This window comes from Streptomyces sp. 3330 (assembly GCF_031456635.1).
Classification (GTDB): Bacteria; Actinomycetota; Actinomycetes; order Streptomycetales; family Streptomycetaceae; genus Streptomyces.
Genome location: NZ_JAVDVA010000020.1, coordinates 1 through 15589, shown reverse-complemented (window position 1 = coordinate 15589; position 15589 = coordinate 1). Strand labels below are relative to the sequence as shown.

Sequence of the window (15589 nt, the reverse complement as noted above, 5' to 3'; positions counted from 1 at the left end):
TGAGGAAGTCGAGGGATTCGCGCACCCATTGACAGGAAGGGGCGAGCCGTCCAGCCTGTGGTCGGCCAGTGATATGACCGGCTGGTCACAAGGAGGTCGGCATGCAGAAGGTGTGTGTGATCGGGGCCGGTTCTTCCGGGATCGCCGCCTGTCAGGTTCTCGCCGAACGAGGCATCGCCTACGACTGTTTCGAGCTGGGATCCGAGGTCGGCGGCAACTGGCGCTACATGAACGACAACGGGCAGTCGTCCGCGTATCGCTCGCTCCACATCAACACGTCCCGCCAGATCATGGAGTACGCCAGTTTTCCCATGTCGGAGGCGTATCCGGTGTATCCGGGCCACGCCCACATAGCGCACTACTTCGACGCGTTCGTGGACCACTTCGGGCTGCGCCCGTCGATCAGGTTCCGCACCGAGGTGGTCGGGGTCGTCCCGGCCGGGGACAAGTGGGCGGTGACCTCACGCCCCCGCGTCACGGGTGGCACGGGTGACTCGGGTGTTAGGGCCGGCACGGGCGGCAGGCTGGACGGCGGCGACGGTGATGGCAGCGGCGACGGGGACGGCCGAGGCGACGGGGACGGCAGAGGCGACGGTGCAGGCCGAGGCTTCGGCGACGGGGGAGGCGACAACGATGGCGGAGACGTCGGCGACGGCGACGAGACCGGCGTCTACGACGCCGTCCTCGTCGCCAACGGCCACCACTGGAAGCCGCGTTGGCCGCGACCCGGCATCGCGGGAGTCTCGGCGTTCGAGGGCGTCCAGATCCACTCGCACGACTATCGCGTACCCGAGCCGTTCGCCGACCGGCGGGTCCTCGTGCTGGGCATCGGGAACTCGGCGTGCGACATCGCCGTGGAGACCTCACGCGTCTCCCGGCGGACGTTTCTCGCCATGCGCCGGGGTGCGCACATACTGCCCAAGCACCTGTTCGGCACGCCCACCGATCACCTGACCCACTCCTGGCTGGCCAAGGCGCCCCTCGCCGTGCAGGACCGCGGCCTGCAGCTCCTGTTGAGACTGAGCCGGGGCCGACTGGCGGACTACGGGCTGCCCACCCCCGCCCACCGCGTTCTGGCCGCCCACCCGACGATCTCCGACGACCTCTTGTCCCGGCTCAGTCACGGTGACATCACCGTGAAACCCGCGCCGCGGAAGGCCGACGCCGGCCATGTGCACTTCGACGACGGCAGTGTCGAGGAGATCGACACGATCATCTACTGCACGGGGTACGACATCGCGTTCCCCTTCCTCGATGACGGGCTGATCGACTTCAAGGACAACGATCCGGGGCTCTACCACCGGGTTGCCGCGCCTGATCGACCCGGGCTGTACTTCATCGGTCTGGTCCAGCCGCTCGGCGCCATCATGCCCTTGGCCGAGGCCCAGTCCCACTGGGTCGCCGACCTGCTGGAGGGCGGCTGCGCGCTGCCCGGACGGGAAGAGATGCTCGACGAGATCCGCGCGTACCGCGACCGAACGGCCCGGCGTTACGTCGCCTCCAGCCGCCACACCATCCAGGTGGACGCGCGGGCCTACCTGAGAGAACTGGCCAAGGAGCGCAAGCGAAGGGCTGTGCCGCGGTAGCGGCAGGCCATCGTTCTCCGCCGGTCGGGCGCCCTCGCCGATCCCGCCGACCGCCGATCCGGCGCCCTCGCCGATCCCGCCGACCGCCGATCCCGCGCCGGAACCACCGGAGATCTCGCGTGCGTTCGCCCCTCTGCGAGGCCGATCGGAGCGCCGGACACCGGACACCGGACATGGCTGTGGGCCCCGGGTGGTGTTCCCGGAGCCCACAGTCGGTTGGTCGGACGGGTTACCAGCGATACCAGCGACCCTTGCGGCCGCCGGTGCCCGCGCTGCGCATGACGAAGCCGAGCAGCCAGACGACCAGCACGATGACGGCGATCCACCACAGTGCCTTGAGCGCGAAGCCCGCGCCGAAGAGGATCAGGGCCAGCAGAAGAACGAGAAGCAGGGGAACCATAGTTATCAACCTCCATCGCTTCTGGTGCCCGGTGAATCCCAGAACACGCGGCCGATTCACCTGGTTTCTTGAAGGTTCTTGGGGGAAGCGGAACGTCCGGGACCGGCGCGACGCCCGACCGGGACACGATGGCGTCCCCGCTGTCCGCGCGACACCCTGACGAGCGTGATCATCAGGGTGAGTGAGGCGCGCGTACGTCCTGAACGGTTCGAGGCGTTCCACGACATGATCGTCGAGGCGGTGCGCGAGTTCCCCGGCCGCTGTCCGGGGCTGGTCGAACCACGAGGTGCTGTTCGCGCCGCCTGACGCGCTGCTGTACGTCAGTCGCCGGCGCAGCGAACAGGATCTGATCGGCTCCGCCGGCGAGCACGGGCGCGACCAGCCCGTGGTGCTGCCGGGTGAGGACGAGTACCTGCTCGCCCCACTGCGGGTACGGCACTTCACGCGCGCCTGTCCGGACTGACTGATCGGCGAGGGCGGCTCCGGCGAAAGAGGGAGCCGCCGCCGCACACCCGCCCACGAATTCTCCTCGGTGGAGCCCCGCCCTCGCCGCCCCTGTCAGCCTGCGACGTGGATTCCGGGGCGGCGGGCGGGGTCGGGCTGGTGCCGGCGGATGATCTCGCGGGTGACGGGGGCGGTGTCGCCGCGGCCGAGGAGGAAGTAGCGGAACATGTGGGTCAGGGGGCTGCCTTCGGCCCAGGCGAAGTAGCAGTGCGGCTGGACGCCCGTGGTGTCGTGCAGCGTGAGAAGGATCGCGGCGATGGCGTTCGGCGCGGCGGGCGCTTCGGCTCGCAGGACCCTGTGCCCATCGATCTCGACGCCGTGGACGGTGAGGGTTTCGCTGAAATCCGAGGGGTCGACGACGTCGATCTCCAGGAACAGGATGTCCGCGAGGCCGGGCACCGGGTTGATGGCACGCTGTTCGCGCTCTTTGTCGGCGTACTCGGCGCCGTCTCCGGCTTCGCGGCGGTTGGCGACGATGTTGATGGCGTTGTCGTGGGCGAGGGTGTCGGCGATGAACCGGCGGGCGGCCTCGTCGAACACGATCTTGTCCGCGCGCAGTTCGGTGGTGCGTGAGATGCGGGAGACCAGCGAGATGACGATGATGCCGACGATGAACATCGCGGAGATGGTGATGCCGTCCGGCTTGTCGATGATGTTGGCCACCAGCGCGTAGAGCAGCACCGCGGTGAGCGTCGCGAATCCCACGAACACAGCGCGTTGACGGCGGCGCAGAGCCGAGACGGTGACGGCGAAGGCGCCGGAGACCATCATGGCGAGGATGCCGGTGGCGTAGGCGCCGGCCTGGGCGTCGATGTCGGCGTCGAAGGCGATGGTGATGATGACGCACAGGGCTGTGTAGACCAGCACGACGGGGCGCACCGCGCGACCCCATTCGGGCGCCATGCCGTAAGCCGGAAGATAGCGCGGGACGATGTTGACCAGTCCGGCCATCGCGGAGGCGCCGGCGAACCACAGGATCAGGATGGTGCTGATGTCGTAGGCGGTGCCGAAGGCCTCCCCGACGTGCTCGTGGGCCAGCCAGGCCAGGGCCCGGCCGTTGGCGGCGCCGCCCGACTCGAACTCCTTGTGCGGGATGAGGACGGTGGTCACCAGGCTGGCGGCGATCAGGTAGACGCTCATCACGAGAGCGGCCGTCGTGAGCAGCCTGCGGGCGTTGCGGATGCGGGACTTCAGCCGCTGCTCGGCGGTCTCGCCCTTGGCGGAGATGAGCGGCATCATGCTCACGCCGGTCTCGAATCCGGACAGCCCGAGCACCAGCAGCGGGAAGGCCAGCAGCGCGGGTCCTGCCAGGTCACCGACTCCCCGGCCTTCGGTGAGCGCGCCGGTCCACGCGGAGAAGGCATCCGGGCTGGTGAACACGTCCACCAGCCCGACGCCGACGGTCACCGCGTTGAGCAAGAGGAAGACGGCGACGAGGGGGATGGCGACGCTCACGGCTTCGCTGAACCCGAGCAGGAACACCCCGCCGAGCAGCACCAGGAGCGCCACGGTGATGACGACCTCGTGTCCCTGCAGAGCGTGCGGGGCGTAGGAGCTCTCCACCAGGTGCACGGAGGCGTCGGCCGCCGACAGGGTGATGGTGATGATCCAGGAGGTCACCACGAAACCCAGCAGGACCAGGACGAACAGTTTGCCGCGCCAGAACGGCAGCAGGTCCTCCAGCATCGCCACCGAGCCGGCCCCGTGGGGACTCTCGCCCGCCACCCGCCGGTACATCGGCAGCATCCCCACGAGAGTCAGCGCCACGAGCAGAAGCGTGGCCAGCGGGGAGACGGCACCGGCCGCGAGGGCGGCGATCGCCGGCACGTAGGCCAGGCTGGAGAAGTAGTCGACACCGGTCAGGCACATCACCTTCCACCAGGCATGCGACTCACCGGCGCCCGTCTCCGCCGCCGGATTGACCGCCTGCACCCGGTGTCGCAGCAACCACTGCGCCAGAGCGCCGCCTTGGCGCTCCGGCACGGCCGGATCCTCCACCACGTCCACAGCGGCCAGATCGTTCACGTCGGTCATATCCCCCACACCCTTCGACCCGCTCGGCACAGGGCCCCACGGCTTTGCGACGATCACTGAGTATGCGGCCTTCCGGAGCCTTCGCCCCACCGGGACGACGACCTGGCGGAGAGCCCGCGTCCCCGCTCTTCTGCCCCGCTGCTCATCCGGTGTGCGTGCTGATCACGGGAGAAATGAGGCGCCGGGGCCGGCGACCCGACCACCCATGGCCGACTGGTCTGTTTGCAGCAACGGGAAGCGGCGCCGGCGCCCGAGGCCGGTGAGGCTTGACCTGCACCGCCGTCGCCCACCCTCAGGAGCCTCCATGCCTCTGCGCCCCGCTCGGCCTCCTCGTGCCGTCCTGCGGCCCCGTCTCGGACGCACGTTCGCCCTCGTAGCCGCTTCCTTGGCGGTACTGGTACCGGCCACCGCGACCACGGCCGCCGGGTCGACGGACGACGACCGCAGCCTGCAGCGTCAGATCGACCGGTTCGTGAGCGAGCCGGGCGGTCCGCCCGGACTCATCGCCGTGCTGCGCGACGAGCGACGGACCCGCGTGCTGCGGGCCGGCGTCGCGGATCTGGCAACGGGCCGCGCGCCGCGTGCGACGGACCACATGCGGATCGCGAGCACGGCCAAGGCCTTCAGCGGAGCGGTGGCCCTGTCCCTCGTCGACCGCGGCGCACTGAGCCTGGACGACACCCTGCGCAAGCGCCTTCCGCAGCTCCCGGCGGCCTGGGGCCGGGTGACGCTCGGCCAGCTGCTGCACCACACCAGCGGTCTGCCGGACTACTCGCAGGACCCCGGGTTCACCGCCGTGGTCGTGGCCGACCCGCGCCACCGCTTCGACTCCCGCCGCCTGCTCGACTACGTGGCCGACGAGCCCCTGAGGTTCAGGCCGGGCAGCCGGTACGAGTACTCCAACTCCGACAACATCGCCGTCGCCCTGATGGCGGAAGCGGTCACCGGTACCCCGTACGAGCAGCTCCTGCGCCGCCTGGTCTACCGGCCGCTGGAGCTCCGCCGCACCAGCCTCCCCCAGGGGTACCGCATGCCGGAGCCGTACCTGCACGGGTACGACGTGAGCGACCCGGCGTCTCCGCAGGACATCAGCGAGCTCATCAGCGCCTCCGGCGCGTGGGCGTCCGGGGGCATCGTCTCCACCCCGGCCGACATGACCCGCTTCATCCGCGGCTACGCCTCAGGCGCGCTCTACGGCAAGAAGGCCGTGAGGGAGCAGCGCCGGTGGATCGCGGGCGCCTCCCAGCCGGCCGGTCCGGGGCGCAACGCCGCCGGACTCGCCATCTTCCGCTACACGACACGCTGCGGCGTCGTGCTGGGCCACACGGGCAACTTCCCCGGCTACACGCAACTGGTGGCCGCCACACCGGACGGCCGGCGCTCCCTGACGTTCTCGATCACGAGCCAGATCAACGGGACCGACGATCCCGCTCGGCTCGCGCGGCTGCGCGCCCTCCAGGAGAACTTCGTCTGCGCGCTGCTGCGCGACGGGAAGTGAGCGGCCGCAGCAGCGCCGTCCTCGCGAGTGGACCAGGCGGACGTGGTCCGGAGTGCCCCGACGAGGGTGCCGGGGCGCCGCGAACCCGTCGGCGAACTGCGTCGCCGTGACGCTGTCGTGTCCGCCGCGGTCAGGGACGAGGCAGGACACGCGGCGCCCGGGAACCGGCCGGCGCGGGGGAACCGGCCGGTCCGGCGGGCGGCGGGGCCGACGGTCCGGCGTGCCCGGCCGTCGTGTCGTCGCCGCCCGCGCGGTTCAGGAGAGGGAGACGACCACGTTGAACCACGGAGTGCTGAACGAGTTGAGCGCGGAGTCCAGCTTCTGGAAGTCGAGGCGGTAGGCGCCCGCGGGCAGCACCCCGCCGCCGGGCAGCGGCCCCAGTGGCAGACAACGCCCGTTGACCACACCGCGGTTGTACGTCCACACGCCCGCCCAGGTGTGCAGGATCGTGTAAGGCCCCCGGCTCAGCGAGGGGTGGACCGGGGACCTCCGCGTCGAGTCCAGGGCGAAGGACGCGCCCGCGTACGAGTTCACGCGCGCGGGCCGGGTGAGCGTGAAGCTGAAGTACCGGCGGACGTTGCCGCGCGCGGACGTGAGGGGTGGGCAGTCGACCGCGACGACGGTCCGTCCGGTCACGTTCCCCAGGGCGACGGGGTTCGCGTAGGAGCCCGAGCCGACCAGCCGACGGCAGTCGTACTGGTACGTGGCCGCCGAGGCCGGCGGAGCGGCCACCAGCGCCGACGCGGCGGCCGTGACGACGGCGGCCGCGAGGACGCCCACCCGGCGTGACAACCGTCCGAGCGTCCTGTCGATGAATGTCATGAGCAGACTCCCCCTTCTGCGAGGCCCGGGGGTCCCGGACCACGGTGATCGCGGGCGCGCGACGGCGGTCCCGTTCGCCCGGCGCGGCCCCTGACGCCCCGCCGTGCCGCGCGGATCCGGCGCCGAATCTAGGTCCGCCGTCCGCCGTCCGCCGGGCGGTGACCGATGCACGGGCGGAAAAGATCACCGATGACGCCGGCTGGGAGGAACGGCGCACCGGGAGACGCGGGATGATCGCATGGGTGCCTCAGGGGTTCGGCACCGTCCCGCCCGGCCGCGAAGGGCCCGGCCTCGCCCGGCCCTTCGGTCCGTGCATACTCGGGCTCTGCGCACGCGCCGGCGTTCGCGGGAAGAGAAGAAGGAGGTGGGCGATGGTGTCGACACCGGGGGCCGAGCCCCGGAAGATCACGATCAACGACGTCGCCAGGTCCGCCGGGGTGTCCCGACAGACCGTGTCACGGGCGCTCAACGACAAGGGCGAGATCGACGGCGACACCAAGCAGCGCGTGCTCGACGCGGCGCGCGCGCTCGGCTACCGTCCGAGCCGCTTCGCCCGGGGGCTGGTCCGCCAGGACACCATGACCATCGGGCTCGTCATCCCCGACCTGCTCAACCCGTTCTTCACCGAGGTCGCCGCGGCCGCCCTCGAGGCGGCCAGAACCCGTGGCTGGCAGGTGGTCGTGTACGACACCGCGGACCGCGCGGAGGAGGAACGCGCCACACTCCAGGTGATCACCTCGCAGGTGGACGCGGTCATCGGCTACTTCGGCTGCTCCGAGAGCGAACTGGAGTCGTACACCCGGGGCATGCCCGTGGTGCTCATCGACCGGGACGGCCGCGGCACGCGGTTCAGCTCGATCCGGATCGACGGGGAGAAGGGCGTTCACGACGCGGTAGCGCATCTGGTCGCGAAGGGGCACACCCGCATCGGCATGCTGGACCACCACGCGCGGACCGAGCCGAGCATCCGGCACGACTGGTTCACGGCGGCGGCGAAGGCGCACGGGCTCGACGCCGGCCTGGTGAGCCGTGCCGACCAGACGGCCGACGGGGGAGGGGAGGCGCTCCGCACCCTGCTCGCCGCTCATCCCGACGTGACCGCGGTGTTCGCCTTCAACGACATCATCGCCGTCGGCGCCCTCCGGGAGGCGCGCAGGCTGGGCCGCGGCGTCCCGCGGGATCTGGCGGTGATCGGCTTCGACGGCCTCCAGCTCGGAGCGCTCGTCGAACCCCCGCTGTCCAGCGTCGCGCTCGACACGCGAGAGCTCGGGGCCCTCGCCATCGAGCAGGTGGCGCGGCTGCTGGCGGGGCTGGACCCGCTGGAGGCCGACGAACTGGTCGTCCACGCGGAGCTGCGCCTCAGCGGGTCGGCCTGACGTCCCGGACGGGCCCCCGCATCGCATGTCTTGACATGGCTCAGCGCCGGAGCGCAAAATTCCGACGATTCCGCCCCGCACGTCGAGATCCGTCCGCAGCAGTCCTGCAGGCCCTTCCGTGAGCGCTCCCGTGAACGTTCACGGGAGCGCTCACGGAAGACCCGAGAAGCCTCAGAAAGGGTCGTGCCCTCTTGCTCTCCGAGTTCTCCGCCCATGTTCCGGACCGCGCCCCCGGCCGTGGCGCGCTCCGCCCCGCGCGGTCGTGGCTGCACTCCGACGCGCCCACCCTCTCGCTGAACGGGACCTGGCGGTTCCGGCTGTCGCCCACGGCGTCCGTGGCGGAGGACTTCGCGGCCGAGGACCACGACGACCGGGGCTGGGACGACCTGACCGTCCCCTCCCACTGGGTGCTCGAGGGCGACGGGGCCCACGGCCGTCCGATCTACACGAACGTCCAGTTCCCGTTCCCCATCGACCCGCCGCACGTTCCGGACGAGAACCCCACCGGCGACCACCGCCGCCACTTCGAGATGCCCGCCGACTGGTCCGACGCCGAGCGCGTCCTGCTGCGGTTCGACGGTGTCGAGTCGCTCTTCCGGGTGTGGGTCAACGGCGTGGAGATCGGCAGCGCCGCCGGGAGCAGGCTCGCCCACGAGTTCGACGTGACGTCCGCGGTGCGCCCGGGCGACAACGTCGTCGCCGTACGGGTGCACCAGTGGTCGGCGGCCAGCTACCTCGAGGACCAGGACCAGTGGTGGCTGCCCGGCATATTCCGTGACGTCACCCTGATCGCCCGCCCGGCCGGCGGCATCGAGGACGTCTGGCTGCGGACCGGGTTCGCCGACGGGCACGGCCGGGTCGACATGGAGATCACCGCCGAGCCGACCGCCTACCCGGTCACCCTGCGCATCCCCGAACTCGGCGTCGAGCGCACCTGGTCCGCCCCGGCCGACGTGACCCCCTTCGGCATCGCCGACGTGGACCCCTGGTCGGCCGAACAGCCACGCCTGTACGACGTGACCGTGTCGACGGCCGCGGAGACCGTCACCCTGCGGGCGGGCTTCCGCACGGTCGAGATCCGCGGCGACCGGTTCCTCGTCAACGGCCGCCGCGTCGTGTTCCACGGCGTGAACCGCCACGAGACCCATCCGCTGCGCGGCCGCGTCTTCGACGAGGAGCACGCCCGCGAGGATCTGGCCCGCATGAAGCGGTTCAACGTCAACGCGATCCGCACCAGCCACTACCCGCCGCACCCGCGGCTGCTCGACCTCGCCGACGAACTCGGATTCTGGGTCGTCCTCGAATGCGACCTCGAGACGCACGGCTTCGAGAAACTGGACTGGGTCGGCAACCCCAGCGACGACCCGGCCTGGCGCGAGGCCTACCTCGACCGCATCGAGCGCACCGTCGAACGCGACAAGAACCACCCCGGCATCGTGATCTGGTCGCTCGGCAACGAGGCGGGCACCGGCTGCAACCTCGCCGCCATGTCGGCGTGGGTCCACGCCCGCGACCCCGAACGCCCCGTCCACTACGAGGGCGACTACACCGGCGAGTACACCGACGTCTACTCGCGCATGTACGCCTCGGTGCCCGAGACCGAGCAGATCGGCACCGACGGATCCCGCGCCCCCCTGCTGAACTGCACTCCCGCCCAGGGCGCCCGGCAGCGCACCAAGCCGTTCCTGCTGTGCGAGTACGCCCACGCGATGGGCAACGGACCGGGCGCGTTCGACCAGTACGAGGCGCTCGTCCACCGGTACCCGCGACTCCACGGCGGTTTCGTCTGGGAGTGGCGCGACCACGGCATCCTGACGACCACCGCGGACGGGACGCCCTACTACGCGTACGGCGGCGACTTCGGCGAGGTGGTGCACGACGGCAACTTCGTCATGGACGGCATGCTGTTGAGCGACGACGTCCCGACGCCGAGCCTGCACGAGTTCAAGGCCGTCGTCCAGCCGCTCCGCTTCACCTTCGACGGCGACGAGGTGAGGATCGCCAACCTGCGGCACACCGCCGACACGTCCGACCTGCGCTTCCGGTGGCGGGTCGAGCACGACGGCGCATCCGTCGACTCCGGGTGCCTGGACGTCCCGGCCGTCCTGGCGGGCGAGGTGGCGCGTGTCCCGCTGCCCGAGACCGTGGTGGCGCCGGACGCCGAGACCTGGCTGACCGTCGAGGCGGTGCTGTCGGCCGGGACCGCTTGGGCGGACGAAGGGCACGTGATCGCGGAAGCCCAGCTGGACCGCTCGGCCCACCGTCCCGTGCGGGCGGCGCGCGCCCGGGCCGGCTGGCGGCCCGGCGACGGGACGCTGACGCTCGGCCGCGCCGAGTTCGCCGGCGGCTCCCTCACGCGCTTCGGCGACCGCCCCGTGACGGGCCCGCGACTGGAACTGTTCCGGGCGCCGACCGACAACGACGAAGGCGCGTGGGGCGAGGTGGGGGAGAGCGACGCCAGTGTCGCCGGAGTCTCCCACGCCGAACTCTGGCGGCGCGACGGACTCGACCGGCTCACCACGCGCCGGGTGTCGGTGGAGCACGCCGACGGGGCCCTGCGCACGGTCGACAAGGTCTCGGCGGCGAACTCCGGATCGTGGGTGATGGCCGAGTCCACTTGGTCGCTGGAGGGCGGCGAGGTGGAACTGCGGGTCGAGACCGAGCCCTCGCGCGGGTGGCACACGGTGTGGCCGAGGATCGGTATCGCTTTCGACCTGCCCGACGGCGACGCTCCCGTCGACGGCGCCGACTGGTTCGGCCTCGGCCCGCACGAGTCCTACCCCGACAGCCTGCGGGCGGCACGTACGGGACGTTTCTCCGCCACGGTCGACGACCTGTCGGTCGACTACGCGCGTCCCCAGGAGACCGGACACCGCTCCGCACTGCGTCGGCTGACGCTGACCTGCGCCGACACCGCGGTGCTGCGCATCGAGGCGCTTCCCGACACGCGCGGTCGCCGCCCCGGCTTCACCCTCGGCCGGCACACGCCTCAGGAGATCGCCCGGGCGGGACATCCGTTCGAGCTGCCGAGTTCGACGACGACCCGTCTGATCGTCGACGCCGCCCAGCACGGGCTCGGCTCGCGCGCGTGCGGCCCGGACGTGTGGCCCGAGTTCGCCCTGCGCCCGGAATCCCGCACGATCAGGCTGCGCCTGACCTGATCCGCCGACGGTTCCGCGCCGCACGGAGGCCTCCGTGCGGCGCCGGTGGGCCTGGCGCCGACGGCCGGATCGGCGGAGCGGACGCCGTCGCGGCGTCCGATCCGTTCGAGCCGCCGGTCGTCGAGCTGCTCGCTCAGCCCCGCCTGCCGGGCTTGCGCTGGAGTGCACTCCAGGTCGTAGCGTCGCAGACACGGCACAGCGCGAGCCCTTGTCGCCCGCCCGCTCCACGGGATGCCGGGCACGGGAATCCGTCGCTAGATGGATGGAGGGCTTCGTGGTCCGAACGACGTACGAGCAGGCAGAGAAAGGCTGGGACACGGCATGCAGAAGCGCAGTCTGCGGGACCTCCAGGTATCGGCCATCGGCCTGGGATGCATGGGTATGTCCGCCTTCTATGGATCCGCCGACGAGGCGGAGGGGATCGCGACCATCCGGCACGCCCTCGACCTCGGGGTGAACTTCCTCGACACGGCCCAGATGTACGGGCCGCTCACCAACGAATCGCTCGTCGGCGAGGCGATCCGGGGGCGTCGCGACGAGTACGTGATCGCGACGAAGTTCAACTACCGGATGGACGACGCCGTACCGGGCGACATCAGCACGGTCGGCCCGCAGGACGGCTCGGCCGAGCACGTCCGCAGCTCGGTCCACGGCTCCCTGGAGCGGCTGGGGACCGACCACATCGACCTGTACTACCAGCACCGGGTCGACCCGAACGTACCCGTCGAGGAGACGGTCGGCGCACTGGGCGAGCTGGTCGCCGAGGGCAAGGTGCGGGGCATCGGCCTGAGCGAGGCGAGCGCGGAGACCATCCGGCGCGCGCACGCCGTGCACCCGATCACCGCGGTGCAGAGCGAGTACTCGCTGTGGTCACGGGACGTCGAGGACGAGGTCCTGCCCGCCTGCCGTGAGCTGGGCATCGGCTTCGTGCCGTACTCTCCGCTCGGCCGCGGCTTCCTCGCCGGCCGGTTCAGCTCGCCGGACGAGCTGGACGCGAACGACTGGCGCCGGGAGAACCCGCGCTTCCAGGACGCCAACCTGGCCGCGAACCTGAGGCTGGCGGCAAAGGTGAAGGAGATCGCCGCCGAGAAGGACGTGACCCCGGCCCAGTTGGCGATCGCCTGGGTGCTGGCCCAGGGCGACGACCTGGTGCCGATCCCGGGCACCAAGCGCCGCACCTACCTGGAACAGAACGCCGGCGCGGTGGACATCACGCTGACCGAGGACGATCTGGCCCGCATCGACGCGGAGCTGCCCGAGGCGGCCGGTGAACGGTACGACGAGGCGGGAATGCGCTCCGTCAACCGCTAGCGCCGACGCAGGCGTGCCCGCTCTCCGGAGCCCGGGGCCCGCGGTCCTACAGCTGGACGCTGGTGCCGGGCTCCAGGAAGTCGATCGGCCTGCCGGTCAGGCCGTTCTCGCCCAGCAGGTTCGCGGTGGACTGCCGGCCGAGCTCGCTGAGCATGAGCTCGTGGATCTGGAGGACGCGCTCGGGCTTGACGGCGCGGACATAGTCGGCGGCCTCACCGAGCTTGGTCCACGGCCCGCTGGTCGGCAGCAGGAGCGTGCGCACGGGGGCGTCGGGCGCGAAGTAGGCGTCGCCGGGGTGGTAGACGGTTCCGTCGTCGAGGAGGTAGCCGACGTTGTCGGGGCACGGGATGTCGGCGTGGATCGGCGCGTGGCGGTGGCCGTGGACCGTGGCGGTGATGGAGCCGACGTCGAAGGTGTCGCCCGCCGTGACGACGTGCACGCGGCCGTCGTGGCTGCCGAGGGCGGCGGCGACGGCGGCCGTCCCGTAGACCCGCAGCCGGGGCTGCGCTCCGAGCGCGGCGGCGACGAGCTTCTCGTCGAAGTGATCGAAGTGTTCATGGGTGATCAGCACGGCGTGCGCCTGGGAGACGGCCTCCGCCGCGTCCGGCGTGAGGGTGCCGGGGTCGATGACCAGGCGAGTCCCGTCCTTCTCGAGCGTGACGCAGGCGTGGGCATGCTTGGTGAGCTTCACGGGGGCCTTCCCGGTAGGAGCAACTATCTACAGCTAAACTGTACACCTAGGTTGTAGATTGAATCCGAGGAGAGGGGGGCAACCGGACGTGCCGTCGCGCGGGCGGTGGGGGGTGCGGGTGGATGGGGTACAGGCGGGCGCGCCGCCGTGCGGATGTGCGGGGATGCAGGCGTGCAGGCGTGTGGGTCGCAGAGCGGGCGGGGCGGGGTGGGCGGGCGGTGGGCGAGCACGTTCGGGAAACCATGCACCTAAGGTGTACAACCCGGTTGGTCAGCCTGAGTAGGGTGACGTCATGGACGACAAGCGGCTGGCCGAAGATCTTCGCCTGACCATCGGGCAGCTCGTGCGGGCCGTGCGCACCGCCGACACGATGCCGCCCGGCGAGGCCGCCGTCCTGGGCTACCTGGATCGCGGCGGCCCCATGACCACGGCCGACGTCGCTCAACAGCGGGGAGTCAGCCACCAGTCGGCGGCCAAAGCGGTCAAGGAACTCCTCGGCCAGGGCCTGGTGCACGCGGAGCCGCATCCCAGCGACGGCCGCAAGCTCCTGCTCCGCCTCACGCCCGCGGGCAGCGAGCGTCTCGCGGAGGAGCGCCGACGCCGAGCGGACTGGCTCGGCACCGCCATCGACGACGTCCTCGACTCCGGCGAGCGGGAGACGCTGGCCGCGGCCCTGCCCCTGCTGTCACGCCTGACCACCCGCTTGAAAGCCAAGTGAGGTCGGTCCGGGCCGGGATGCGCTGTTCCCGGCCCACGCCTACGACGGGCACCTGGGCAGTACGACGCTCAACTGGTTGAGGCTGTCGGGGTCGACGCGGATCCCGGGGAGCCACAGATGTCGCCCGTTGCGGGTGACCTGGATCCAGATGCTGGTGTGCTTCTTCTTCTCGTCGGTGACGGTGACGCCGTCGGCGATCCTGCACCGGGCCTGGAGCAGGTCGTGGTGCCAGACGCGGTCCGCCGCGTTGGCCGTCACGTAGGGGCGGTAGGGGTCGTAGGCGAGGGACAGCGCGCACTGGTGCGTGCGGGGCTTCTGGCAGTCCTCCTGAGCGTTGTGGACGAGCACCCCGGCGCTGCCGTAACCGGTTGTGGTGCCCTGCGGCCCGGCGGCGGCAGCGTGGGCGGGCGGCGTCGCGGGGGAGTGCCGCACGTCGAGCAGCGTCAGGAGAAGACCGGCCGCGAGACCGATGGCGGCGCCTGCCGCGGCCAGGGCCCAGCGGCCGGAGAGGTGGGTGCGCAGCCGATGGCGCCAGGTGGGGGCGGGGGGCGGTGACGTACCGGGGGTGTCGTCGACGGCGGGTTCGTCGGCGGAGTCGGTACGGCCGGCCGCTTCCCAGAGGGCCCGGTACTCGCCGGGGTCGGCTCCCATCGACCGGCACAGGTCCCGCACGACCGGCCAAGGGGGCACGCTCTGCCCCCGGAAGTAGCGGGAGAGGGACGAGTCGCTGATGCGTACCTGGGTCTCCAGGGCGCGAAGCGTGTGACCAGAGCGTTGTTGCAGGCCCCGCAGCGCCTCGCCCAGTCTCCGTGCTGCCGCGACCTGCTCCGGTGGTCGGCCGGTCATCGAAAAGGGTCTCCCTGGCAGGGGTGCCGCACGTGTGTCCCGCTGGCTGCTTCATGTCCCGGGACGGACACGTCCCAGCAGGTCAGGAGTGTATTTGTCCCGACATTGGTGAAGCAAGCGGGATCTGGTTGTGAAGGGCCGTCCACCTGCGCAAACTCTGCATACCGGCAGCGCAGATCACCCCCGAGGGTGAGCGTGCCGGGGCCATGGCCGTGTCGGCGCCCGCCGCACGAGCCGACTGCGAACCCCCTCCGAAAGGACCTTCACCATGCGTGTACGCACCGTGCTTTCCGCTCTCGCCGTCCTCGCCGTGACCGGGCTCGGCCTGAGCGCGACGACGCCCGCCGTCGCCGTGTCCGCCGAAGCGCCCCGGCACGTGAGCGCCGTTCAGGCGGCCGACGGCCTCGACGTCCACCGCGGCAAGTACGTCACCCTGGGCGGCTGCCAGACGGCCGGACAGCAGGGCATCGAGCGCGGGCACTGGGACCGCTACCAGTGCGCTCAGGGATCCTTCTTCCTCTGGAACCTGTGGACCAACCGCTGACCGGCTAGGTGTATTGACCCGCAGGGTTGTTGACGCGGGTGATGGGGGGCTGGCCTGCGAGTGCGGTGTGGCTGCGGTGGTGGTTGTAGGTGTGGAGG

General features: G+C 71.2%; 14 protein-coding genes. 9 read left to right on the top strand and 5 right to left on the bottom strand.

The genetic code is table 11. The annotated features are described in order from the left end of the window. The first annotated feature begins 101 nt into the window (after positions 1-101). Complete coding sequence (locus J2X68_RS28845; protein WP_310435515.1) at positions 102-1586, top strand: NAD(P)-binding protein; 1485 nt, start codon at positions 102-104, stop codon at positions 1584-1586. Positions 1587-1815: 229 nt separating this feature from the next. Here the strand turns inward: J2X68_RS28845 and J2X68_RS28840 are convergent, their stop codons facing one another. Next, positions 1816-1986 (bottom strand): hypothetical protein, encoded by a 171-nt coding sequence (locus tag J2X68_RS28840; protein WP_020131495.1) that lies wholly within the window; start codon positions 1984-1986, stop codon positions 1816-1818. Between the two features lie 165 nt (positions 1987-2151). Here J2X68_RS28840 and J2X68_RS28835 point away from each other — a divergent pair, with 165 nt between their 5' ends. Beyond that, complete coding sequence (locus J2X68_RS28835) at positions 2152-2292, top strand: hypothetical protein (RefSeq protein ID WP_310435514.1); 141 nt, start codon at positions 2152-2154, stop codon at positions 2290-2292. Next, positions 2273-2449 (top strand): hypothetical protein, encoded by a 177-nt coding sequence (locus J2X68_RS28830; RefSeq protein WP_310435513.1) that lies wholly within the window; start codon positions 2273-2275, stop codon positions 2447-2449. Before J2X68_RS28835 ends, J2X68_RS28830 begins: the two co-directional genes overlap by 20 nt. Before the next feature lie 95 nt (positions 2450-2544). Here the strand turns inward: J2X68_RS28830 and J2X68_RS28825 are convergent, their stop codons facing one another. After that, positions 2545-4524 (bottom strand): amino acid transporter, encoded by a 1980-nt coding sequence (locus J2X68_RS28825; RefSeq protein ID WP_310435512.1) that lies wholly within the window; start codon positions 4522-4524, stop codon positions 2545-2547. Positions 4525-4828: 304 nt separating this feature from the next. On the opposite strand from J2X68_RS28825, the gene J2X68_RS28820 reads away from it, so the two are divergent. Next, a complete protein-coding gene (locus tag J2X68_RS28820) occupies positions 4829-6022 on the top strand; it encodes a serine hydrolase domain-containing protein (RefSeq protein WP_310435511.1) in 1194 nt (397 codons plus the stop codon). A gap of 255 nt (positions 6023-6277) precedes the next feature. On the opposite strand, the gene J2X68_RS28815 is transcribed toward J2X68_RS28820, so the two are convergent. Continuing rightward, positions 6278-6844 carry a hypothetical protein gene (locus tag J2X68_RS28815; RefSeq protein ID WP_310435510.1) on the bottom strand — a complete coding sequence of 189 codons (567 nt, stop codon included), beginning with the start codon at positions 6842-6844 and terminating at the stop codon, positions 6278-6280. 371 nt (positions 6845-7215) lie between these two features. Between J2X68_RS28815 and J2X68_RS28810 the strand changes: the two genes are divergently transcribed. From J2X68_RS28810 to J2X68_RS28800, 3 genes are all read left to right on the top strand, one after another. Then, positions 7216-8220 carry a LacI family DNA-binding transcriptional regulator gene (locus tag J2X68_RS28810; protein WP_310435509.1) on the top strand — a complete coding sequence of 335 codons (1005 nt, stop codon included), beginning with the start codon at positions 7216-7218 and terminating at the stop codon, positions 8218-8220. A 191-nt stretch (positions 8221-8411) separates the two neighbouring features. Beyond that, complete coding sequence (locus tag J2X68_RS28805; protein ID WP_310435508.1) at positions 8412-11381, top strand: glycoside hydrolase family 2 TIM barrel-domain containing protein; 2970 nt, start codon at positions 8412-8414, stop codon at positions 11379-11381. A gap of 321 nt (positions 11382-11702) precedes the next feature. Then, on the top strand, positions 11703-12692 hold the full coding sequence (locus J2X68_RS28800; protein WP_310435507.1) for an aldo/keto reductase: 990 nt from the start codon (positions 11703-11705) through the stop codon (positions 12690-12692). 46 nt (positions 12693-12738) lie between these two features. Here J2X68_RS28800 and J2X68_RS28795 read toward each other — a convergent pair whose 3' ends face one another. Further along, complete coding sequence (locus J2X68_RS28795) at positions 12739-13383, bottom strand: MBL fold metallo-hydrolase (RefSeq protein WP_310435506.1); 645 nt, start codon at positions 13381-13383, stop codon at positions 12739-12741. 292 nt (positions 13384-13675) lie between these two features. On the opposite strand from J2X68_RS28795, the gene J2X68_RS28790 reads away from it, so the two are divergent. Continuing rightward, a complete protein-coding gene (locus J2X68_RS28790; protein WP_310435505.1) occupies positions 13676-14101 on the top strand; it encodes a helix-turn-helix domain-containing protein in 426 nt (141 codons plus the stop codon). Positions 14102-14140: 39 nt separating this feature from the next. On the opposite strand, the gene J2X68_RS28785 is transcribed toward J2X68_RS28790, so the two are convergent. After that, positions 14141-14947, bottom strand: coding sequence for a helix-turn-helix transcriptional regulator (locus J2X68_RS28785; RefSeq protein WP_310435504.1), 807 nt, complete (start codon positions 14945-14947; stop codon positions 14141-14143). A gap of 268 nt (positions 14948-15215) precedes the next feature. Between J2X68_RS28785 and J2X68_RS28780 the strand changes: the two genes are divergently transcribed. Next, positions 15216-15491 carry a hypothetical protein gene (locus J2X68_RS28780; protein ID WP_310435503.1) on the top strand — a complete coding sequence of 92 codons (276 nt, stop codon included), beginning with the start codon at positions 15216-15218 and terminating at the stop codon, positions 15489-15491. Positions 15492-15589 lie beyond the last annotated feature (98 nt).

Coding starts and splice junctions, on each gene's coding strand:
- J2X68_RS28790 (WP_310435505.1), top strand. CDS start 13,676: ATGGACGACAAGCGGCTGGCCGAAGATCTTCGCCTGACCATCGGGCAG.
- J2X68_RS28845 (WP_310435515.1), top strand. CDS start 102: ATGCAGAAGGTGTGTGTGATCGGGGCCGGTTCTTCCGGGATCGCCGCC.
- J2X68_RS28815 (WP_310435510.1), bottom strand. CDS start 6,844: ATGACATTCATCGACAGGACGCTCGGACGGTTGTCACGCCGGGTGGGC.
- J2X68_RS28825 (WP_310435512.1), bottom strand. CDS start 4,524: ATGACCGACGTGAACGATCTGGCCGCTGTGGACGTGGTGGAGGATCCG.
- J2X68_RS28800 (WP_310435507.1), top strand. CDS start 11,703: ATGCAGAAGCGCAGTCTGCGGGACCTCCAGGTATCGGCCATCGGCCTG.
- J2X68_RS28820 (WP_310435511.1), top strand. CDS start 4,829: ATGCCTCTGCGCCCCGCTCGGCCTCCTCGTGCCGTCCTGCGGCCCCGT.
- J2X68_RS28840 (WP_020131495.1), bottom strand. CDS start 1,986: ATGGTTCCCCTGCTTCTCGTTCTTCTGCTGGCCCTGATCCTCTTCGGC.
- J2X68_RS28785 (WP_310435504.1), bottom strand. CDS start 14,947: ATGACCGGCCGACCACCGGAGCAGGTCGCGGCAGCACGGAGACTGGGC.
- J2X68_RS28780 (WP_310435503.1), top strand. CDS start 15,216: ATGCGTGTACGCACCGTGCTTTCCGCTCTCGCCGTCCTCGCCGTGACC.
- J2X68_RS28810 (WP_310435509.1), top strand. CDS start 7,216: ATGGTGTCGACACCGGGGGCCGAGCCCCGGAAGATCACGATCAACGAC.